This is a genomic window from Clostridium sp. RTP31139st1_H3_RTP31139_211217, assembly GCF_040227035.1.
GTDB lineage: Bacteria > Bacillota > Clostridia > Clostridiales > Clostridiaceae > Clostridium > Clostridium saudiense.
Window position 1 is genome coordinate 1 of sequence record NZ_JBCOAB010000025.1, and the last position, 21,127, is coordinate 21,127.

General features: G+C 28.7%; 21 protein-coding genes, 2 riboswitches and 1 other annotated feature. Of the genes, 15 read left to right on the forward strand and 6 right to left on the reverse strand.

What is annotated here, in order from left to right; all coding sequences use genetic code 11:
- Positions 1–366: 366 nt before the first annotated feature.
- Positions 367–552, reverse strand: coding sequence for a hypothetical protein (locus ABUA17_RS11250; RefSeq protein ID WP_042400166.1), 186 nt, complete (start codon positions 550–552; stop codon positions 367–369).
- A gap of 181 nt (positions 553–733) precedes the next feature.
- Here ABUA17_RS11250 and ABUA17_RS11255 point away from each other — a divergent pair, with 181 nt between their 5' ends.
- The 5 genes from ABUA17_RS11255 (at position 734) to ABUA17_RS11275 (ending at position 5,920) form a co-directional block, all read left to right on the forward strand.
- Complete coding sequence (locus tag ABUA17_RS11255; RefSeq protein ID WP_042400165.1) at positions 734–1,309, forward strand: nucleoside recognition domain-containing protein; 576 nt, start codon at positions 734–736, stop codon at positions 1,307–1,309.
- 18 nt (positions 1,310–1,327) lie between these two features.
- Positions 1,328–1,852 (forward strand): spore maturation protein, encoded by a 525-nt coding sequence (locus ABUA17_RS11260; protein WP_042400163.1) that lies wholly within the window; start codon positions 1,328–1,330, stop codon positions 1,850–1,852.
- A 238-nt stretch (positions 1,853–2,090) separates the two neighbouring features.
- Positions 2,091–2,531, forward strand: a complete 441-nt coding sequence (locus ABUA17_RS11265; protein WP_042400159.1) for an ACT domain-containing protein — start codon at positions 2,091–2,093, stop codon at positions 2,529–2,531.
- Positions 2,532–2,573: 42 nt separating this feature from the next.
- Positions 2,574–3,830, forward strand: a complete 1,257-nt coding sequence (locus tag ABUA17_RS11270; RefSeq protein WP_195951407.1) for an aminopeptidase P family protein — start codon at positions 2,574–2,576, stop codon at positions 3,828–3,830.
- Positions 3,831–3,911: 81 nt separating this feature from the next.
- A riboswitch (Lysine riboswitch) is annotated at positions 3,912–4,086 on the forward strand.
- A gap of 124 nt (positions 4,087–4,210) precedes the next feature.
- Positions 4,211–5,920, forward strand: coding sequence for a Na+/H+ antiporter NhaC family protein (locus tag ABUA17_RS11275; protein ID WP_341349577.1), 1,710 nt, complete (start codon positions 4,211–4,213; stop codon positions 5,918–5,920).
- A 129-nt stretch (positions 5,921–6,049) separates the two neighbouring features.
- On the opposite strand, the gene ABUA17_RS11280 is transcribed toward ABUA17_RS11275, so the two are convergent.
- Complete coding sequence (locus ABUA17_RS11280) at positions 6,050–6,547, reverse strand: FUSC family protein (protein WP_055275390.1); 498 nt, start codon at positions 6,545–6,547, stop codon at positions 6,050–6,052.
- Positions 6,548–6,741: 194 nt separating this feature from the next.
- Here ABUA17_RS11280 and ABUA17_RS11285 point away from each other — a divergent pair, with 194 nt between their 5' ends.
- From ABUA17_RS11285 to ABUA17_RS11330, 10 genes are all read left to right on the forward strand, one after another.
- Entirely contained in the window at positions 6,742–7,077 is a 336-nt protein-coding gene (locus ABUA17_RS11285; protein WP_042400151.1) for a hypothetical protein, read from the forward strand.
- 43 nt (positions 7,078–7,120) lie between these two features.
- Positions 7,121–7,358 (forward strand) — a binding site (T-box leader).
- Between the two features lie 137 nt (positions 7,359–7,495).
- The gene (metG, locus tag ABUA17_RS11290) at positions 7,496–9,439 is read left to right on the forward strand and encodes a methionine--tRNA ligase (protein ID WP_042400148.1); all 1,944 of its coding nucleotides are present in this window, start codon (positions 7,496–7,498) and stop codon (positions 9,437–9,439) included.
- Positions 9,440–9,646: 207 nt separating this feature from the next.
- Complete coding sequence (gene metG, locus ABUA17_RS11295) at positions 9,647–11,275, forward strand: methionine--tRNA ligase (RefSeq protein WP_042400145.1); 1,629 nt, start codon at positions 9,647–9,649, stop codon at positions 11,273–11,275.
- A 230-nt stretch (positions 11,276–11,505) separates the two neighbouring features.
- Complete coding sequence (locus ABUA17_RS11300) at positions 11,506–12,309, forward strand: zinc ribbon domain-containing protein (RefSeq protein ID WP_052330713.1); 804 nt, start codon at positions 11,506–11,508, stop codon at positions 12,307–12,309.
- A 106-nt stretch (positions 12,310–12,415) separates the two neighbouring features.
- Entirely contained in the window at positions 12,416–13,201 is a 786-nt protein-coding gene (locus ABUA17_RS11305; RefSeq protein WP_055292246.1) for a TatD family hydrolase, read from the forward strand.
- A 231-nt stretch (positions 13,202–13,432) separates the two neighbouring features.
- Positions 13,433–14,482 carry a resuscitation-promoting factor gene (locus ABUA17_RS11310; RefSeq protein ID WP_195951408.1) on the forward strand — a complete coding sequence of 350 codons (1,050 nt, stop codon included), beginning with the start codon at positions 13,433–13,435 and terminating at the stop codon, positions 14,480–14,482.
- Between the two features lie 160 nt (positions 14,483–14,642).
- Entirely contained in the window at positions 14,643–15,197 is a 555-nt protein-coding gene (gene rnmV, locus ABUA17_RS11315) for a ribonuclease M5 (RefSeq protein WP_042400136.1), read from the forward strand.
- Entirely contained in the window at positions 15,198–16,040 is an 843-nt protein-coding gene (gene rsmA / locus ABUA17_RS11320; protein WP_042400133.1) for a 16S rRNA (adenine(1518)-N(6)/adenine(1519)-N(6))-dimethyltransferase RsmA, read from the forward strand.
- A 125-nt stretch (positions 16,041–16,165) separates the two neighbouring features.
- Positions 16,166–17,368, forward strand: coding sequence for a DUF7922 domain-containing protein (locus ABUA17_RS11325; RefSeq protein ID WP_055275377.1), 1,203 nt, complete (start codon positions 16,166–16,168; stop codon positions 17,366–17,368).
- A gap of 159 nt (positions 17,369–17,527) precedes the next feature.
- Positions 17,528–18,352, forward strand: a complete 825-nt coding sequence (locus ABUA17_RS11330; protein ID WP_052330711.1) for a YhfM domain-containing protein — start codon at positions 17,528–17,530, stop codon at positions 18,350–18,352.
- A gap of 132 nt (positions 18,353–18,484) precedes the next feature.
- On the opposite strand, the gene thiT is transcribed toward ABUA17_RS11330, so the two are convergent.
- The 4 genes from thiT to ABUA17_RS11350 form a co-directional block, all read right to left on the reverse strand.
- Positions 18,485–19,132, reverse strand: a complete 648-nt coding sequence (gene thiT / locus ABUA17_RS11335; RefSeq protein ID WP_042400127.1) for an energy-coupled thiamine transporter ThiT — start codon at positions 19,130–19,132, stop codon at positions 18,485–18,487.
- 55 nt (positions 19,133–19,187) lie between these two features.
- Positions 19,188–19,289: riboswitch (TPP riboswitch) on the reverse strand.
- 25 nt (positions 19,290–19,314) lie between these two features.
- Positions 19,315–19,518, reverse strand: coding sequence for a hypothetical protein (locus ABUA17_RS11340; RefSeq protein ID WP_042400124.1), 204 nt, complete (start codon positions 19,516–19,518; stop codon positions 19,315–19,317).
- Between the two features lie 85 nt (positions 19,519–19,603).
- The gene (locus tag ABUA17_RS11345; protein WP_042400120.1) at positions 19,604–20,059 is read right to left on the reverse strand and encodes a PadR family transcriptional regulator; all 456 of its coding nucleotides are present in this window, start codon (positions 20,057–20,059) and stop codon (positions 19,604–19,606) included.
- A gap of 3 nt (positions 20,060–20,062) precedes the next feature.
- Positions 20,063–20,908, reverse strand: coding sequence for a DegV family protein (locus ABUA17_RS11350; protein ID WP_042400118.1), 846 nt, complete (start codon positions 20,906–20,908; stop codon positions 20,063–20,065).
- Positions 20,909–21,127: the final 219 nt, after the last annotated feature.

Below are 21,127 nucleotides of genomic sequence, written 5' to 3' on the forward strand. Positions count from 1 at the left end.
TCTTGGATACAAGACACCGTTAGAAGCATTTAACGAAGAACAAGCTAAGTGTTGCACTTAGCTTGACAATTCGTCATTAATATAAAAAGTTGTAATCAATTTCAAAAAAAGTATTGTTTTTTAAAAAATGGCATGATATAATGGTTATAAAACTGGTAACGTTTACTAAAAGGTAGTTATGTCTAAAATTGGGTACACAATCAATTAGGTATAGGCAATATCACTGAGATTATTGAGATTTAGAGAATTTGGGTATAAAGTAAGGTTATAAAATAAAAATATAATAATTACTTTTTAGTAACTAAAATGAAAGAGGATAGCTTTTGCTATCCTCTTTTTGATTTAAGTGATATTAAGTAAAATATTTTATAATATTCCCTCTGTTTTAAGTAAATTTTCTAATTTTTGAACTTTTTCTGTTAGAGTCATGAATTTTTGTTTTAATATAGCATTTTCTTCATTTCCCTCATTAATGTAGCTTTCCATTTCTTCTACAGCTTTTAATGCCTCATCGATATCTTTTTGAGCTAGTTTTAAATTTGATTCTTTCATTTATGTATCTCCTTTATTAGGTAACTAAAACTTGTATGAAAATCCTTCTAAGTACCCTTGAAGGTGAAAGTAAAACTCAAAAAATAGAATTTCACTTATGTTAATATCTTTATCCTATCACTAATAAATATGTGATGCAAGGCATATATTGTAAAGTAAAGAATAAAGAGAGGGGAAAAAAATGATTAACTATATATGGTTTGTAATGATTTTTCTGGGTTTGATAGTTGGAATATTTACTGGCAATGGTGAAGGAATATCTAATGCCATAATAGGATCTATTGATTCTACAGTTAGTTTTATAATTGGATTAGTAGGATTAATGTGCTTTTGGTGTGGAGTAATGAAGGTTGCAGAAAAAAGTGGATTTACAGAAAAACTAGCCAAGCTTATGAAACCAATATTAAAACTTATTTTTAAAGAATCAGCAAAGGATGAAAAAGCTTTAGGGGCTATAGTTATGAATATAACTGCTAATATGATGGGGCTTGGAAACGCAGCTACACCTTTTGGAATAAAAGCAATGGAAGAAATGGACAGGTTGAATAATGAAAAAGGGAGAGCTAGTAATGATATGGCATTATTTTTGGTATTAAATGCGGCATGTATTCAATTAGTTCCATCAACAGTATTATCTATAAGAGCAGCAGCAGGTTCCACAAATCCTGGAGTAATAATACTTCCAGCAATAATATCAACTGGTACTGCAGCCATTGTTGGTGTTATTTGTTGTAAAATTTTGCAAAGATATTTTTAGGATTATGGGGTGATATTAATGTTTAACTATATAACTAAAAGTATTATTCCTATAATAGTTTTAATTATTATTACTTATGGAATGATAAAGGGTAGAAAGGTTTATGATTGGTTTGTTGAAGGAGCAAAGGATGGATTAAAGGTTTGTGTAAATATTTTTCCTTATCTTTTAGCAATGATAATAGCAGTTCAAATATTTAGAGAAGCTAATCTGTTAGACATGTTAAACAATGCAATTGCACCACTTTGCAAACTAATAGATTTACCAAAGGAGGTTGTACCTTTAGTATTAATCAAGCCTCTTTCAGGAAGTGGAGCTATGGGAGTTTTTACTGATATTTTAAAAAATTATGGTGCTGATACCCCTATAGGTTTAGTAGCTTCGGTAATTATGGGAACTACAGAGACAATATTTTATACTGTAACTGTATATTTTGGAGCAGTTAAAATAAAGAAAACACGTCATACTGTTTGGGCAGCTATAATGGCAGATATGTCTGCTATTATAATGGCAATATTAATGGTTAAAGTACTTATTCTTTAATTATGAGTTAATACTGAAAAGTTAAGGATATTATTTTCAGAAATTAGTATGATTTTCATTAAGAATTTATATTATTCTTTTAAGTAATATTCTTAATTTTCATCATTGTTAAAATTTAAAAAGGTGAAATTTGTAAATTAATATAAAGGTAAATAATTTTTTGAATGTAAAATTTATAGTGCGTTGTAAAAATTTTGGTTGTATAATATTAATAAAATAAATCGAATGGAGAATGATTATGGGGGAAGATAGATTTTACATTGTAAATGAAAGATCATTACCAGAGATATTTAAAAAGGTAATTGAAGTAAAAGAGAATATTGAACTTGGGAATGCAAAGGATATAAGTGAGGCTATAAAATTAGTAGGTATTAGTAGAAGTACATACTATAAATATAAAGATGATGTATTTCCAATGGGACAAGATATGCAGTCAAAAAAGGTAACTTTAATAATCTTAATGACACATAAGTCAGGAACATTATCTAAAGTATTAGATTGTATTGCTTTTTATAAGGGAAACATATTAACTATAAACCAAGATATTCCTATAAACTTATCAGCTAATGTAACTGTTACTATTGATATTTCGCATATGGAGAAAAGTATAAGTCAATTAGCTGCAAGGTTAAATTCTTTACCTAATGTTAGAAGCGTTAAGTTATTAGCAGCAGAGTAATAAAACTAAATGACAAAATATTATTTGCAAGGAGATAGGGCTATGAATAAAAATATTTATAAATTTAATAGAGATAATCTTTTAGATAAAATTAAGGATAATTCAATTGTGATTTTATTTGCAGGAAAGGCAATTCAGAAGACAGGAGATCAAACTTATCCTTTTACACCAAATAGAAATTTTTATTATTTAACAGGAATAAAAGAAGAAGATCATATATTAGTTATGACAAAAATTAATGGAGTAAAATCTTCTAAACTTTATATAAAAGACATTGATCTAGAGATGGAAAAATGGGTAGGTAAAAGCATACGTAAAGAAGAAGCTGAAGAGATTGCGGCTGTAGATGAAGTTAAATTCAAGAGCCAGTTTGACGGAGACATCCATGGAATGATTACTATGAAGGAAGAAATAAATCTTTATTTAGATTTAGAAAGAATGAGTGCAAACAGAGAAGGAACTATTTCACATAGATTTGCCAATGAAATAACAACTAAGTATCCACAAGTTAGAATAAATAATGTTTATAGTAAAATTGGTGAATTAAGATTAAAAAAATCACAAGAAGAAGTAGATAAAATAAAAAAAGCTATTGAAATAACAAAAAGCGGAATTGAAAAATTAATGTCTGAAGCTCGTGTTGGAATGAAGGAATATGAATTAGAAGCATATTTTGATTTTAATTGTAAGGTTAAAGGTGCAACAGGGCTAGCTTTTACAACAATAGCTGCCGCAGGAGAAAATGCTACAACATTACATTATGTTGATAATAATTGTGAGCTTAAAGAAAATGATTTAATTCTTTTTGATTTAGGGGCTGAATATAATTGTTATAACGCAGATATATCAAGAACATTCCCTGTTAATGGTAAATTCACTGAAAGACAAAAAGAAGTTTATAATGCTGTTTTAAGGGTAAATGAAGAGATTATCAACTTAATTAAGCCAGGTATGAAATATAAGGATGTAAATGAAAAAGCTACAGAGCTAATTTCAGAAGAATGTATAAAGCTTGGATTAATTAAAGATAAAAGTGAAGTAAGAAAGTACTACTATCATAGTATAGGTCATAGTTTAGGTATGGATACACATGATATTGAAACTCCGCATAGAGATATTATTTTTGAGCCAGGAGTTGTATTTACTGTTGAACCAGGAATATATATCGCCGAAGAAGGAATAGGAATTAGAATTGAAGATGATATCCTTGTTACAGAAGATGGCGTTATTAATTTATCTAGTGATATTATAAAGACTGTGGAAGAGATTGAAAACTTTATGAGTAAAAATGGAAAATAATATGTATAAAAAGTTATAAAATGGTATTGCAAATGCAATAAATTGATTATATAATCAATTTATAAATAACAAAAGTGAATAAACTAGGGTAGAGGCGCGAAAGTTAATAGTATTATTGATGAGGAAAGCACTGTGATTCAATAAGAAAGGAGCAATCGCCGAAGCGTACAACTAATGCTTTAAGGTTGTATAGCTGGGAATACATAGAATATATGTATTACTGTCACAAAGTATTTTGTGGTGAGCTATCATTTAAGACTTGTAGTTTTATAATTTTTTAGTACATACAAGGCCTTGAGTGTTAACTCAAGGTCTTTTTTTATTGTTAGTTTGGGGTGCCCTTATTATTCGCTTTTATATAAAATAAGGGGGAAAAAGAAGTGAAAAGAAGTTACAAAGTATTATTACTTACAATGCTAGTATTTATTTTTTCAACGTCAGTTGTATTTGCAGCAGAAGTTGAACCGGCGGTGAATGCAAATAAGTTTGGGCTATGGACATTACTACCACCATTAGTTGCAATAATATTAGCTTTTATAACAAAAAATGTTGTTATTTCATTGTTTATAGGTATTTTATCAGGAAGCTTTTTAATTAGTTTGGCAGGACATAATGTATTTGGGGCATTTATACAAGCGTTCTTAGATTTTGTAAATAGGGCTTTGAATTCATTAGCAGATCCGTGGAATGCTGGGATAGTTCTTCAAGTGCTTGCAATTGGGGGAGTAATTAATTTAGTTGCAAAAATGGGAGGAGCAAAGGCTATAGCAGAGGCTTTAGCTAAAAAGGCTAAGACGGTAAAAAGTACACAAATGACAACTTGGCTTTTAGGTTTATGTGTTTTCTTTGATGATTATGCAAATTCACTAATAGTTGGACCAATAATGAGACCAGTAGCTGATAAAATGAAGATATCAAGAGAAAGATTGGCTTTTATTATAGATGCTACAGCAGCACCAGTGGCTGGGCTAGCTATTATTTCTACTTGGATTGGATTAGAAGTAAGTTTAATTGGTGAAGGATTTAGTTCAATAGGTGTAGAGGCAAGTGGTTTTGGAGTATTTCTTCAAACAATACCTTATAGATTCTATAACATATTGATATTGGCATTTATAGTGATAACGGCTTTAACTTTAAAAGAATTTGGGCCAATGAGAAAAGCTGAGATTGCGGCAAGAAACAGAGATAAGAATATTAAAGATGAGGTTGCAGTTGAAGCAACAGCTCAAATGGATGAATTAGAGCCAAAAGAAGGTGTTAAGCTTAGTATATGGAATGCAATTATTCCAATAGGAGCATTAATAATTTCTGCATTAGTAGCATTTTATTATAGTGGATATAGTGCAATAATTGGTGGAGATCCATCTGCAACTCAAGAAATTATGATTAATTCACCATTTTCATTTAAAGGCATAATGGAAGCATTTGCTGCTTCAGATGCTTCTGTAGCATTATTCCAATCAGCATTATTTGCTTCAATAGTTGCTATTTTAATGGGAGTTTGTAAGAAAATATTTACTTTAAGTGAAGCTATTGAAGTTTGGGTTGATGGAATGAAAGGGTTAATAATAACTGGAGTTATATTAATATTAGCTTGGTCATTAGGATCAGTAATTAAAGAACTTGGAACTGCATATTATTTAGTTGAAGTATTAAAAGGGGCAATACCAGCATTCTTATTACCAAGTTTAATATTTATTTTAGGGGCAGTAATTTCATTCTCTACAGGAACTGCATATGGAACAATGAGTATATTAATGCCACTTGCAATTCCATTAGCATATTCAATTAATCCAGATATGTCATTTGTAGTAGTTTGTACAAGTGCGGTATTAACAGGAGCTATCTTTGGCGATCACTGTTCACCAATATCAGATACAACAATACTTTCTTCAATGGGAGCTGGATGCAATCATATTGAACATGTTAAGACACAAATATGGTATTCGCTATTTGTTGCAGCAGTAACTATATTATTTGGATATATTCCATCGGGATTTGGAGTTCCAATATATATAGTATTGCCAATTTCATTAATAGCATTATATGTAGGAGTACAAATATTCGGTAAGAAGGTTGAAGAAGCTTAAGCAATAAGAAAAATAAATAAAGAGGGCTATATATTAGAAGGGTTATGCAGAAGCATAACCCTTTTTTGATAGTTTTAATCTATAATGTAGATACACTTATATTTAAATTTTTTTATTATAAAATTCCAATTATTTATGTGGTGGTGGTGTTATAAGTTTATTAACTAATATTGAAATTACTATTCCAAGCAATGTTTCTATTATTCTGTTAGTTGCATAAAATAAGGGATCACTATAAGCATGAGCTGTAGTAACACCTAGGAATGCAATACATGTTATATTTATAGCACCTGGCCTTTTTAGAATATTGCATAGATAAATCATTAAGATAATACCTATAGCAATAATTAAGTATATAAGTGGTTTTGATATGTAAGTATTAGATATATGATTTTCTAATGATCTAAATAAGAATAAAAATATTAAGCCAAAACTAGCACCTAATATAGTACCTGCACCTCTATTTATACCCATATGAATTGAGTTATAAACAGTATCTTGTAAACAAATTACTGCAGTAAGGCAAGCAAAAAAAGGTTCGTTAGGCAAAAGTAACAAACATAGAAAAACAGCTATACCTGATTTTATTGTTCTAAGTCCAACCTTAGGAAATTGAAATTTTTCCATAATTAAGCCTCCTATCCCTTTAGATATTATATCTAAGAAATAGTCAAATTTCACTATTTAATATTATATTTTTTATTAAAATCAAAAAATGTTAAAAATTATATTTTTATAGATAAATTTATATATTATTCATACTTTATAATAAAAAATGATTTATAATTATTTTTAAGAATATATAGTAAAGTGGGGATAAAATGGATTTTATTATACTTGTTATTTTAGAAATAGTTCCAATAATATTATGGGCATGTGGATGGTATTTTGAAAATAAATATTCGAAATATCCTGATGTGAGTAGGGGATATAAATTTGGAAGTGCAAAAAATAGTAATTTAGAATGGGAGTATGGAAATAAGGTTGCTAGTAAGGTTTTTAGTACAACAGGAACGTTATTATTTACAATTATAATAATAGCAAGATTATTATTTGATATTAATATAATTACTATTATTTTCATATTATTTATTGTGATATGTGTAAATTTTATGATAATAGAGGGCATAATAAAAAAGAAGTTTAAAAATAAATAGAATAGGTTTGACAGTTTTTACATTTTAGCATATTATAAAATTAATAAATGCATAGAAGAGAAGAGTAGTTAAGGAATGTATCTAAAGAGAGCTAGAATGGGTGAGAGCTAGTGTTACTGAACTTTATGAAGATGGTCTTGGAGCTGATTATCTGAGCTTGAAAAAGTTAGGGTAATACGGGAGCAACCGTTATATTGCAAGGTGATGATAGTCACCTAATGAGATATTTATTGTGAAATAAATATGAAATAGAGTGGTAACGCGTATATAACGCCTCTATATGGGTATAAAAGCCTATATAGAGGCATTTTTTAGTTAGGAGTTAGAGTTTTTAGTTAGTAATTAAAATTAATGATTCTATTATTTTAAGCTATAACTTTTAGCAATAAATTGTTAACAAAAAAGAGGAGGAAGTAATATGACTAAAAAACCATATTATATAACTACGCCAATTTATTATCCATCTACTAAGTTACACATCGGTAATACTTATACAACAGTAGCAGCGGATGCTTTAGCTAGATTTAAGAGATTAAATGGATATGACGTAATGTTCTTAACAGGAACAGATGAACATGGTCAAAAAATTCAAAGAATAGCAGAAGAAAAGGGAATAACTCCTAAAGAGCATGTTGATGAAATAGTTGCTGGAATTAAAGAGTTATGGAGTATGATGGACATAAGCTATGATAAATTTATCAGAACTACTGATGATTATCATAAGAAAACAGTTCAAAAAATATTTAAGAAATTATATGACCAAGGTGATATATATAAATCTTCTTATGAAGGATTATACTGTACTCCATGTGAATCTTTCTGGACAGAAACACAATTAGTTAATGGAAATTGTCCAGACTGTGGAAGACCAGTTGAAAAATCAAAAGAAGAAGCTTATTTCTTTAAAATGAGCAAATATGCTGATAGATTAATGAAATATATTGATGAGCACCCAGAGTTTATTCAACCAGAATCAAGAAAAAATGAAATGGTTAATAACTTCTTAAAGCCAGGTTTACAAGATCTTTGTGTATCAAGAACAAGCTTTAACTGGGGAGTTCCAGTTACTTTTGATGAAAAACATGTAGTTTATGTTTGGATAGATGCATTATCTAACTATATATCTGCTTTAGGATATGGAAGTGAAAATGATGAATTATATAAGAAGTACTGGCCTGCAGACGTTCATTTAATAGGTAAAGATATCTTAAGATTCCATACTATTTACTGGCCAATTATGCTAATGGCTTTAGGTGAAGAGTTACCAAAGCAAGTATTTGGGCATGGATGGTTACTTGTAGATGGTGGAAAGATGTCAAAATCTAAAGGAAATGTTGTTGATCCAGTAGTTTTAGTTGATAAATTTGGCGTTGACGCAGTTAGATATTATTTATTAAGAGAAATTCCATTTGGAGCAGACGGATTATTTAATAATGAAATATTTATAAAGAAGATTAATTCGGATCTTTGTAATGACCTTGGTAACTTATTATCAAGAACGGTTGCAATGATTGAAAAGTATTTTGATGGAGTAATTCCAGCACCAACAGCTAAAGAAGAGATTGATAATGAATTAATTAGCTTAGCTATAGAAACTCCAATTAAAGTAACAAAAGCAATTGATAATTTAAGAATTCCAGAAGCATTAGAAAATGTATTTGAACTTATAGGAAGAGCAAACAAATATATAGATGAAACAACTCCTTGGATACTTGCAAAGGATGAAGAAAAGAAAGAAAGACTAGGTACAGTTTTATATAATTTAGCTGAAAGCTTAAGATTTGCATCTGTATTATTATCATCATTCTTACCAAGTACAAGTGAAAAAATTAATGCTCAATTAAATATTACTACAACAACTTGGGATTCATTATCAGGATTTGATGGAACAACACCAGGAACTGAAGTTAAAAAAGGTGAAGCTTTATTCCCAAGAATAGATGTAGCTAAGACTTTAGAAGAATTAGAAGCTATGAGATTAGCTCAATTAGAAGCTAACAAGCCAAAAGAAGAATATAAAATGCAACCAATTAAAGAAGAAATAACTATTGAGGATTTTGAAAAAATAGATTTAAGAGTAGTTAAAGTTTTAGAATGTGAACCAGTTAAAAAAGCTAAAAAATTATTAAAATTAAAGGTTGATTTAAATGGAGAAGAAAGACAGGTTATTTCAGGAATAGCAATGCACTATAAACCAGAAGAATTAGTTGGTAAATATGTAGTTTTAGTTGCTAATTTAAAACCTGTTACTTTAAGAGGTGAATTATCACAAGGAATGATATTAGCAGCAGCTACAGATGATGATAGCGTATTAAAGTTAGTAAATCCAGGTGAATTACCAACAGGAAGCGTTGTTAGATAAGTGAAGTTCTAAATATTTGATTTAGTTAACTGAACTTACACCTACGAGTGTTAATGAGTAGGTGTTTCATTAAAGTAGTGAGTGACAAGTGATAAGTTAAGGAATAAAGTTGGCATAAGCGGATTTTAGGAAATGAAAAAAAGGTCAGCTTTGCTGACCTTTTTACTATAACTCAAAACTATTAACTAAATAAAAGGGGGTTTTTTAATGAATATTATTATAGGTAATGCATGGCCTTATGCTAATGGACCTTTACATTTGGGAAGAATTGCAGTTTTGTTACCGGGAGATATTTTAGCTAGGTATCATAGGATGATGGGGGATGAGGTTGTTTTTCTTTCTGGAACAGACTGTCATGGTACTCCTGTAACAATGAAGGCAAAAGAAGAAGGAATAACACCATTAGAAGCTGTAGAAAAATATCATGAAGAGTTTAAAAAATGCTTTAAATCATTAGGGTTTTCTTTTGATATTTTTGCAAAAACTCATTCAGAGTATCATGAAGAAAAGGTTAAGTATTTCATATTAGAATTATATAAAAAGGGTTTTATATATGAAAAGAATGTAGAACAAACTTATTGTGAAAAATGTAATGAATATTTAGCTGATAGATATATTATAGGAAAATGCCCAATTTGCGGAGAAGAAGCAACTGGTGATGGTTGTGAAAATTGTAATGGTGAATTTGAAAGTAGTGAATTAATAGATATAAGATGCAAATTCTGTGATTCTGAGCCAGTTTTAAAAGAAACTAAACATTTATTTTTTAGCTTATCAAAATTCGAGAATGATGTTAAAAGATTATATATAAATCAAGATGGATGGAGAGAAAATGCAAAGAAGATACTAAAAAGATATTTAGATGAAGGACTAAGAGATAGGGCAGTAACTAGAGATTTTGATTGGGGTGTTGATGTTCCATTAGAAGGTTATGAAGATAAAAAAATATTCGTTTGGATAGAAGCGGTTATGGGATATTTAACAGCTAGTATGAAATGTCTTGAAGAAAGAGGCGAGGATTATAAAGAATATTGGGAAGGTGAAGACTCAAGAGTTTATTTTATTCACGGAAAAGATAATATACCTTTTCATACTGTAATATTCCCAGCAATTTTAGCAGGACTTGGCATAAAAAATCCTAATTTGAGAATAATATCAGGAGAACATCTAAAACTTGAAAGTAAGCCTTTTTCAGCAGTTAAAAATTGGGCTCTTTGGGCAGATTACGTATGTAAAAAATATAATGCTGATAGTTTCAGATACTATTTATCATTAAATTCACCAGAAGATAAAGATACTGATTTTACTTGGAGAGAATATATAAATATACATAATAATGAGTTAGTAGGAGAACTAAATAATTTTGTTAATAAGGTTTTATTATTTTCTAGGAAAAATTATGCTAATAGAGTACCTAATGGAAAGATGGATGAAAAGTTAAAAAATGAAATTTTGAATTTATATTTTGATATAGGTGATAAAATCGAAGAAGGTCATTTTAGAGATAGTTTAAATGACATAATGAATTTATGCAAAAAGGGAAATAAATATTTTGATAATAGTAAGGTTTGGGATTTATTAAGTAGTGATTCTGCTAAATGTAAAGATGTCACTTATAATTGTATTCAAATTATAGTTAATTTATCAAATTTATTATATCCATTTATGCCAGGAACTTGTGAAAAAATAAAAGTATCAATAGGATTAAATGAAAGTATTTGGAGCTTTACTGAAAAAAAAGAAGGATTAATTAAAGAATGTGAAGTTCTTTTTAATAAAATTGATAAAAAAAGAGTTAGTGAAGAAGTAGCTAGATTAAAAGAAAAGAAAAATTAACAAAAAAAACCTAGAGTTATTTCATTTGGGGGACGAATAACTCTAGGAAACCAACTTTACAAGATGGTTTTAGGGGTAAATAATAATGCTTTAACTACTTTACAGTTATTATAATAAACTTTAATTGTGTCATTTAGGTGTCAAATTTCTGAAGAAAATATTAACTATTCTTAATAAAAAATAAATTAGAGAAAGTTTTATGGTTGAATTTACTTAAAGGGGGAGTTTAGATGATTATAGCTATGATATTGACATTATTATTTATATTAATAATATTTGCAGCATTTATATGGCAAGCTGTTTGGGTTGCTATAGATTCTAGAAAAAAGGGAGAAGAATATTGGTGGTTATGGACTATTGCGGCAATAATAGCTTTTCCTATTGGATTAATAGTTTATGCACTTGTAACAAGAAGTGATAAAAGCAAATGTAATAATTGTGGAAAGGAAATTCCACATAATATAAATTCATGCCCATACTGTGGAATGAAATGTGGATTCTTTTGTCCAAGCTGTGGACAAAAAGTTGAAAGTGGATGGAATTATTGCCCTCATTGTACAACAGAACTTCCAGATGAAATAAAAGAATCAAAAGCTAGTAAGAAATCAAATAAAAAGGTAATGATTGCTATAGTAATTACTATTACTATATTAGCTTTGTTAATAGTAATTTCTTTTCTAGGTGTTATAACATACTCATTTAATGGAGAAGTTTTTAGTAGTAGTAAAAATGAGATAGTAACAAGTAATGATGCAGATGAAAGGGGATATATTGGTTCTGATTATGAAGTAGAATATACAGATATAAGAACTTACAATTTACGTGCTGGAATCAGATCTGTAGATTATTCTGGAACGAGAAAAAATGGAGAAGTAATAATTAGATTATATGATTCTCAGGGAAATTTACTATCAGAGTCTGAACCAATAAATTCTAAAAAATTTAATGATGTATTTGTATCTGATAATGGGTATGCTACTAAGATTGAAATAGAGTATATAAATTTTAAAGGAAGTTTTTATTTTCATTTTTAGATAATTAAATATTATTGAATAAGAAGAAACTCAGTATTAGCTGAGTTTTTTTACTTTATTTTGGTATAATAAACAATAGAATTATATTTTTAAGGGAGAATTAAGTATGGAATTTAAATATGAAATATTTGACACACATTCACATTATGATGATGAAGCTTTTAATGAAGATAGAGAAGCTGTCTTTGAACAAATTAAAAGAGAAGGAGTAGTAGGGATTTTGAATTGCGCATGTTCTAAAGCAAGCTTAAAAACTACTAATGATTTAACGATAAATTATGATTTTATATATGGAGCTTTAGGAATTCATCCAAGTGATGCAAATGACTATAATGATGATGTAAGAAAAGAGATAATTGAATTAGCAACAAATAATAAAAAGATTTTAGCTATTGGAGAAATAGGGCTAGATTATTATTGGGAAGAAAATCCTCCTAGAGATATACAAAAAAGAGTATTTAGAGAGCAAATGAAATTAGCAGAAGAATTAAATTTACCAGTAGTTATTCATGATAGAGATGCTCATGCTGATACATTAGAGATAATGAAAGAGTTTCCAAATGTAATAGGTACAGTTCATTGTTTTTCTGGAAGTCTTGAATTTGCAAAAGAATGTGTAAAGTTAGGATATTATATAGGAATTACAGGTGTTGTAACATTTAAAAATGCTAGAAAAATATGTGAAGTAGTTGAAGGAATTCCATTAGATAGATTATTAGTTGAAACTGATTGTCCTTATATGGCTCCTGTGCCAAATAGAGGAAAAAGGAATAAATCGGACTATATACGATATATAATAGAAAAAATAGCCGAGATAAAGGAAATTTCTTCAAAAGAGGTTAATTTGGCTGTAAATGACAATTTCTATCGCTTGATTCATAATAAGAAATAAAGTAAAATAAATATTAACAATTGTAAAATTTTTCTAAAAATTTATAAACAGTATCTACAAACTTCAAAAAGCAAAATGCCATTATTTATTTTTATTCAAATTAATTATTAAAGGTGTATTTATTACACTTAAAAAAACAGGTTTTATTAAGGGTAGGGTGGGAAATTTGACAAAAACATGAATTATTTATATAATTCAATGGTCGCTCTTGCCAGAGGAGGTTAAATGTAGATGGTTGAAAAATGGAAGAAAAACTTAAGAAACAATTTTACTAATAGTCCTAAGGCAAAAATAATTACAGGTACTGTAGGTGTTGTATTAGTTACATTAATAGTAACACTTGCATGTATGAGAAAAAACATAACAATAATCGTTGACGGAAAAGAAGAAACATTTATAACATATAAAGGGACTGTTAAAGACATACTTGCAGAGAAGGAGATAGAAATTGCTCCTAAGGACAAAGTACAACCAGCTTTAGATGAAAAAATTTCATCAAAGGATATTATTAACATTAAGAGAGCTGTAGAAATTGAAATGGTAGTTGGTAGCAAAACTATTGTTATAAAAACTGCTGAAGATACTGTAAAAGATATGCTTGAAGCTGAAAGTGATGAACTTAATGCTGAAGGAATTGAATTTAATGAAGGATTAGATGAAATAACACCTTCGTTAGATACTAAAATATCAGATAATCTCACGATTCAATTAGTTAAGGTTGAAGTAACAAATGAAGTAGCCACTGAAGATATTGATTATGAAACAATAGTGGAAGAGGACGAAAGTTTAGATATAAACACTGAGGACGTTAGACAAGCAGGTGAAGCTGGTCAAAAAGAAATAACTTATAAGGTTATAAAAAAAGATGGCAAGGAAGTATCTAGGGAAGTAGTTCAATCAAAGGTTATTAAAGAGCCTGTAAATGAAATTATAGTACAAGGTACCAGAAGGGTATTTGCTAGCAGAGATGGAGAAATGGAATATAAGGATTTAATTTATTGTGAATCTACTGCATATGCAGGAGATACTATTACTGCGACAGGAACTGTGCCAAGTTATAATCCAGGTGGAATAAGCACAATAGCAGTTGATCCAAGAGTAATTCCATTAGGAAGTTTAGTTTACGTAGAAAATTATGGTAAAGCTATTGCAGCGGATACAGGTGGTTTAATTAAAGGAAAAATAATCGATGTGTTCCTTAATTCAGAATCTGAATGTAGAACATGGGGAAGAAAATATAACGTTCCAGTATATATTTTAGCATATCCTGGAGAATGGTAATAATAAAGGAGGTTAGTTATTGGACTAGCCTCCTTTAATATTTCTAAAAATATAGTATAAAATTTATTTAGAATAATAAATATAAATTTACAAAGGTTTGACATTATATGAATATAAGGATAAATTAATAAGAGATAATAAAGGAAAGGAAGAGATTCTTTTGATTAAAGAGGTTATAGTAGTTGAGGGAAAAGATGACATCGCAGCTGTAAAAAAAGCTGTTAATGCAGAAATGATTGCCACTGGTGGTTTTGGAATAAATGCTAAAGTTATTGCTAGAATTAAAGAAGCACAAAAAAGAAAAGGCGTAATAGTATTAACGGATCCTGATTTTGCTGGTGAAAAAATAAGAAAGATAATAGCAAAAAGAGTACCTGGAATAAAGCATGCATATATTGCACAAGAAGATGGAATTAAGGATGATGATATAGGAGTAGAAAATGCTAGTCCAGAAGTTATTATCGAAGCTTTAAATAGGGCAAAAGTAACATTAGAAGAAAAGGCTGAAACATTTGATGCTCAAGATATGTTTTATTTTAGATTAAATGGTGATCCTAATGCAAAAGCTAGAAGAATAAAACTTGGAAATAAGTTGGGAATTGGTTATGGAAATGCAAATCAAATGTTATCAAGATTAAATAATTATGGAATAACTAAAGAAGAATTTATAGAAGCTATTAAATATGTAGATGCGGAACTAGAGAAGGAGAAATAAATGGATATAAAAGATGTAAAAACAGCTGAGCTGGTTAAAAAATATAATTTTAAGTTTTCTAAAAGTTTAGGTCAAAACTTTCTAATTGATGATTCGGTGCCTAGAGATATAGTTTCAGGAGCTGAAGTTGATGGAGAAGATTTAGTAATAGAAATAGGACCAGGAGTAGGTACATTAACTGCTCAATTATTAAAGAAAGCTAAAAAAGTAGTTGCAATAGAATTAGATAATGATTTAATACCAATATTAGAACAAGAATTAGGAGCTAATCCTAATTTTACACTTATACATAATGATGCATTAAAGGTTGATTTTAATGAAGTAATAGGTGATGAAAAGAGTGTAAAGCTAGTTGCAAACTTGCCTTATTATGTTACAACACCTATAATAGTAAAATTACTTAAGGATGGGTACAATTTTAAATCATTAACAATAATGATTCAAAAAGAAGTTGCAGAGAGAATGAATGCAGAGCCTGGGAATAAAGATTATGGTGCACTGTCTCTACTTGTTCAATATTACTGTAATACAAGTATAGTAAGAAAAGTACCACCAAGTTGTTTTATACCTAGACCAAAGGTTGATTCAATAGTTATTAGATTAGATAAGCTTAGTGAGCCAAAAGTTAAAGTTGAAAATGAAAAATTGTTCTTTGATATAATAAGAAGTTCTTTTAATATGAGAAGAAAAACTTTATGGAATGGCGTTAAGAGTATTGGACCAGCAAAGGAAAAGCTTGAAGAAGCTTTTGAAAAAGCTGGAGTTAATCCTAAGAGAAGAGGAGAAACATTATCTATCCAAGAATTTGCTAATCTTGCAAACTGTATTAATGAAATTTTATAAGAACTGAGTTGTTTTAAATTATAAACTCTATAAAGTCATTAAGTAAGCCACTTAAAAATAATAACATATTTTATAATGTTGAACATATAATATATGGAATTAATATAAAGTGGGGGTTCTAGAGAATGGCAAGTAATAGTAGATTGTATAGAAACTTCGTAATTTTGCAGGAGGACGAACGAGGATATGCAAACTCTGATGATAAGACATTATCTGGATATTCTAAGATAGAAGCAAAAGGAGATAAATGTAAAATTTCTTTCTATGCTCAAAATCTTAAAAAGGATGATGATAAATACTACATGTTACTTATTTGTTGTAAAAAGGATACAAAGCAAATAGTAAATTTGGGTCCTTTAGACGTGAGTGATAGTGGTAAAGGTGAAGCAACAAAGGAATATAATGTATCAAATATTGCTGGGTTAAACTTAGAATTTGATAAGATTTGTGGAACTGCTATAGCTAAAATGAATAATAATACTCCAATTTTTGTGATGTGCGGATTTTTAAATGGACAACAACCTAGCGATAATTGGAAGAGTTATATTATTGTTAAAGCTAAAGATGTTAGAGTAATAAAATCAGTTTCAGATAAGGATTCTAAGAAAGAACAAAGAAAACCAGAATTAAAGAAGAACCAAAGTAAATCTACTAGTAATGAAGTTAAAGATTCTAAGGTAGAAGAAAAAGCTACTGAAGAAAAGGTTGATAGAGAAAAAGTAGAAGAAAAATCAAAAGAAGAAATTAAAATACAAGAAGTTCAAGAAGTACAAGAAGTACACGAAGTAAAACAAGAGGCTTTAAATGAAATAATAGAAGAAATTACACCAAGGGAAAACTTAAGGGGTAAGTTCGAAGATTATGAAGAAGAAATTGAAGCTAATAAAGAGTTTGATCCGATAAATGGAAAGATAAGAGGAAGCATAGGAGAGTATTTTGAATCAATAGTTGATGGATTTGAAAGAGATTATAATAGCATAGATGAGTTAAAGTATACGAAGTGGTACAGAATACCTATTCATGATTTACATGAAATGTGTAATATGTCTAATTATAATAAGTATACATTAGCTTATTATCCAATGTTAAATTATTATCCATACATTAAAAAATATGGATATTTTATGCTTGGATATAAGTGCGATTCAAGAGGAAACCTAAAACATATTATTTATGGAGTGCCAGGAAAGAAAGATAAGGATGAACAGCCTTACGATGGAAGAACAGGTTTTGTAACTTGGGTAAATACTAATGGAGGACGTAGTGAGGGCTGTTGGTTAATGTTTTATGATTTCAAAAATTCAACAGTTGTTGTCCCAATGCAATAATGAAGAACATAGTGCTTAGATATTATATCTAAATTTTATTTGAAGGTTAATATAATAAATTAAATTGCTAATATTGGAATAAAGTATTATAATTATCTTTATTAGGGGAAGCATATGCTTCTCCTATTATTTTAATTAACAAATTAAAAGGAGATACAAATGTTAAGAGCATTAAAAAAATATATTTTAAGTTCATTTTTAATAATGTTTGTACTTGGTTTTTCAGGGTGTACAATTATAGAAAATGTTGAAAAAAAACTTGGATTGAAGAATGATTATTTCGAGTATTTAAATTCAAGTGATATAGAACAAATTAGTATACAAAGTACAAGAGATACAGGATTTAAATTTATAGTAACGGAAACAAGTGCCATTAGAGATATTTATAATATATTATCTAGGGCAAAGATAAGCGAAAATAAGTCTAGTTTAGATCCAGATTATAAGTTTGAATTTGATTTAGGTGATGAAGTTAAAGAATTTTATTATGTTGTTGGAACAGAAGATGGGAATTTTTATAATGATGGTAATACATTTTCAGTTTCTAAAAGATTAGATGAAGTAATAATTAAAAATTTATCTTTTATAAGAAAACCTAGAGATTTTGATTATATTTATTATCAATCTATTTTAGAAATATTACAACAAGTAAGTAAAACAGAAAATATAAATGATTATAAGGTAGGAGTAAACATAAGTGGAGATATTGATTGTTTAAAATATGTGTTTTCTACTGATATAATTAGTTTTTTAGATAAAGCTAAACAAATTATTCCAAATGTTGAGTTAGTGAAAAATAACGAAGCAGATTTTGATATGGTTATTACTGTAAAAAATAGAGGGTATGATAGTAGCAATTTTAAAACATTAATTACTGTAAAAAATAAAAAAGAAAATACAGAAGATAAATATTATGTTTCTGCAGTTAATGAATTTAAGGAATGGAATATAGAGGTATTAGAAAGTAAACCTAAAGGATGGTAATAGGAGTTAAGAATTAATAGTTAATAGTTAATAGTTTTAGGATAAAACTCCTTGGGGAGTTTCTAATAATATATTTTAAAGTCTGCCTAGGCAGACTTTATTTTTTAATTATTAACTTAAAATTATTAACTACTAAATTGTTGCTATATTAGATTTAAGCATTTTAACTAGTCTTTCTACAGGTAAGAATGCAAGTAAAACTAAGCAAATCATTAATTCCCCACCTACTGCTAGACCGTTAACGCTTAATGAGTAAATAATTGGAGATATACCTTCTGGGGCATATGAACCAAAGAAAACTACGCCTGAAATAAAATGTGAAATAAAGCGTAGTAGCATACCGATGCTTGCGCCTAAGTATTTATTTTTAAAGAATCCGGCAACTCCAACAGCCATAAATGGTAAAGGATAATCAAATAATACTTGAATAGGATTTAATATATATGGATCCAGTATTAATTTGAATAATCCGAAAAGGAAACCTGTAAATAGTCCAATAGAAGGACCATAAACAAATGAAATAATGATTATTGGAATCATACTACCTAAAGAAATGCTTCCACCACCATTAGGTAGGGAATAAATCTTTATCATGTCTAAGATAAATGCTAAAGCAATAGCTAGTCCTATTCGCGCTATTAACTTTGAATTAAATTTTAATGATTTAAATTTAATAAAAGCAATTAATAAAATTGCACAGCCAATTAATGTGATTAATGTTAATGGACTGCTAAAAATAGTTTTGAAATTTTCTCCAAGTGTTGCTAGAAAATTTGACATAAAAAAATACCTCCTTATTTGCGTAAGAGGTACCTAGGCATTAGAATATACATAATTTATTCTATAATGGCTTTCCTACGCTGGAATTATCCAGATCAGGTTAAAAGGGTTGATGAAAAAGTCATCTCTCAGCCTTGGGGCACCCCTAGCAACTTTATATAACATATATTTTAGCCATAAATTTACAAAAAGTCAACGGTCTTATTAAGCATTTGAGAGGACTTATAATTTGTATTAGAAGATTTATTAAATAAATTTGTTAAACTTATATTAGTACCTATGGGCATGATAGTTTCAAATGAAGTTAGTGGCATAGTTATAACAGAATCATCCTCTAATAATATGAAGGCATCATTGCCTGTATAATCTAATATCATTCCTTTCATGATAATACACCATCCTAAATAAATTTTTATTAGTTTACCCTAAAATATAATAAAAATACATCCAAGAATATTCTTGGATGTATTTTTATAAATATAAGTCTTTATAAACTATTTGAAAGACTTTTAAAGATTCTTCAATTTTATGTTTAAGCAATTTTTTTCTATTATCAAATTCCTTTTCACCTAATGGAGTTAATGAATAAAATTTTTGAAATTTCTTTTTTGGATCATCCCATTTTCCTACTACTAATCCTTCTTTCTCTAATTTTTTTAATAAAGGATATATTCCACCGGTACTAGGAGTCCAAAGTCCATTGGTTCTTTCTGAAACTTTTGTAGAGATTTCATTACCATTTGTAGGGCCAGATTTTAATATATGAAGTACATAGATGGGCAATAAGCCTTTTGTAAAAACCTGACCAACAGCTTCTTTTTCTTTTTGTACTTTTTTTAGTTCAGCAAGCTTAGCTTTATACTCATCATGTAGTCTTTTTTCCTCAGCTTTAATATCTTCTAGATTGTTAAAATCAAAGTCACCCATTATTTATTTTTCCATTTTCACAGAGAATCCCATTAATCCAGGCCCACCATGCACGCCAAGGGCAGGGCTTATTTCTGCGATTTTAATTGAAGCTACATTTGGTAATGACTTTATAGATTCCATATATTTAGTAGCTTCTTCTTCACAGCCAGCATGTAAAACTGCTACATCACATTTTCCTTTTTCTAAATAACCTTTTAAAATTTCAGTCATTTTAGATAAAGATTGTTTTCTACCTCTTACTTTAGCCACGTTATAGTAAATTCCGTTTTCGTCAGTAGTTATTATAGGTTTAAGATTTAAGAATTCACCAACAGTTCCTGCAAGTCTTCCTATTCTACCACCTTTTTTTAGATATTCTAAAGTGCTAATTGTAAAGTAACCAGTAACTCTTTCTCTAATTTTAGGAAGTTCTTCTACTATTTCTTCAAAACTTTTACCTTCTTTTATAAGCTTAGAAGCCTCTATAACTATTTCTCCTTGTGGATAAGCTAGTATTTTTGTGTCATAAACAAAAGAAGTTAGTTTAGGATGATCTTCTAAAGCTAATCTTAAAGCATTATAGCTTCCAGAAAGACCGCTTGAAATAGAAATACAAATAACATGTGTATATCCTTCTTCTTCTAATTTATTTAAGATTTCTTCAGTTTCCTTAGCACTTGGCAAAGATGTTGTAGGAATTTCTTTTTCCAAGTTCTCATAAACTTCAGATGGTGAAATATCTATTCTATCTCTATAATCACCACTAGAGTAGATTATTCTAAGTGGTAATAAATTAACGTTATTTTCTCTTAATGTATTTAAATCAAGATCGCAAGCGCTATCTGTAATTAAAGCAATTTTTTGCATATAAAAAATCCTCCGATAATTTATTGTATATTTTTAGTATATCATATTAGATAATATTATCAATAGTGATAAGTGTAATATTATCACTATTGATAAGGTTATACAATTTCATAAAAATTTATTAGGTAAAGTTAAAAAATATATATAATTAAAAACTATTTACATATAATTCCAAAAGAGATAGAATGTATATGAGAGTTAAAATATACACAATATATT

Coding starts and splice junctions, on each gene's coding strand:
- ABUA17_RS11250 (WP_042400166.1), bottom strand. CDS start 552: ATGAAAGAATCAAATTTAAAACTAGCTCAAAAAGATATCGATGAGGCA.
- ABUA17_RS11255 (WP_042400165.1), top strand. CDS start 734: ATGATTAACTATATATGGTTTGTAATGATTTTTCTGGGTTTGATAGTT.
- ABUA17_RS11260 (WP_042400163.1), top strand. CDS start 1,328: ATGTTTAACTATATAACTAAAAGTATTATTCCTATAATAGTTTTAATT.
- ABUA17_RS11265 (WP_042400159.1), top strand. CDS start 2,091: ATGGGGGAAGATAGATTTTACATTGTAAATGAAAGATCATTACCAGAG.
- ABUA17_RS11270 (WP_195951407.1), top strand. CDS start 2,574: ATGAATAAAAATATTTATAAATTTAATAGAGATAATCTTTTAGATAAA.
- ABUA17_RS11280 (WP_055275390.1), bottom strand. CDS start 6,547: ATGGAAAAATTTCAATTTCCTAAGGTTGGACTTAGAACAATAAAATCA.
- ABUA17_RS11285 (WP_042400151.1), top strand. CDS start 6,742: ATGGATTTTATTATACTTGTTATTTTAGAAATAGTTCCAATAATATTA.
- metG (WP_042400148.1), top strand. CDS start 7,496: ATGACTAAAAAACCATATTATATAACTACGCCAATTTATTATCCATCT.
- metG (WP_042400145.1), top strand. CDS start 9,647: ATGAATATTATTATAGGTAATGCATGGCCTTATGCTAATGGACCTTTA.
- ABUA17_RS11300 (WP_052330713.1), top strand. CDS start 11,506: ATGATTATAGCTATGATATTGACATTATTATTTATATTAATAATATTT.
- ABUA17_RS11305 (WP_055292246.1), top strand. CDS start 12,416: ATGGAATTTAAATATGAAATATTTGACACACATTCACATTATGATGAT.
- ABUA17_RS11310 (WP_195951408.1), top strand. CDS start 13,433: ATGGTTGAAAAATGGAAGAAAAACTTAAGAAACAATTTTACTAATAGT.
- rsmA (WP_042400133.1), top strand. CDS start 15,198: ATGGATATAAAAGATGTAAAAACAGCTGAGCTGGTTAAAAAATATAAT.
- ABUA17_RS11325 (WP_055275377.1), top strand. CDS start 16,166: ATGGCAAGTAATAGTAGATTGTATAGAAACTTCGTAATTTTGCAGGAG.
- ABUA17_RS11330 (WP_052330711.1), top strand. CDS start 17,528: ATGTTAAGAGCATTAAAAAAATATATTTTAAGTTCATTTTTAATAATG.
- thiT (WP_042400127.1), bottom strand. CDS start 19,132: ATGTCAAATTTTCTAGCAACACTTGGAGAAAATTTCAAAACTATTTTT.
- ABUA17_RS11340 (WP_042400124.1), bottom strand. CDS start 19,518: ATGAAAGGAATGATATTAGATTATACAGGCAATGATGCCTTCATATTA.
- ABUA17_RS11345 (WP_042400120.1), bottom strand. CDS start 20,059: ATGGGTGACTTTGATTTTAACAATCTAGAAGATATTAAAGCTGAGGAA.
- ABUA17_RS11350 (WP_042400118.1), bottom strand. CDS start 20,908: ATGCAAAAAATTGCTTTAATTACAGATAGCGCTTGCGATCTTGATTTA.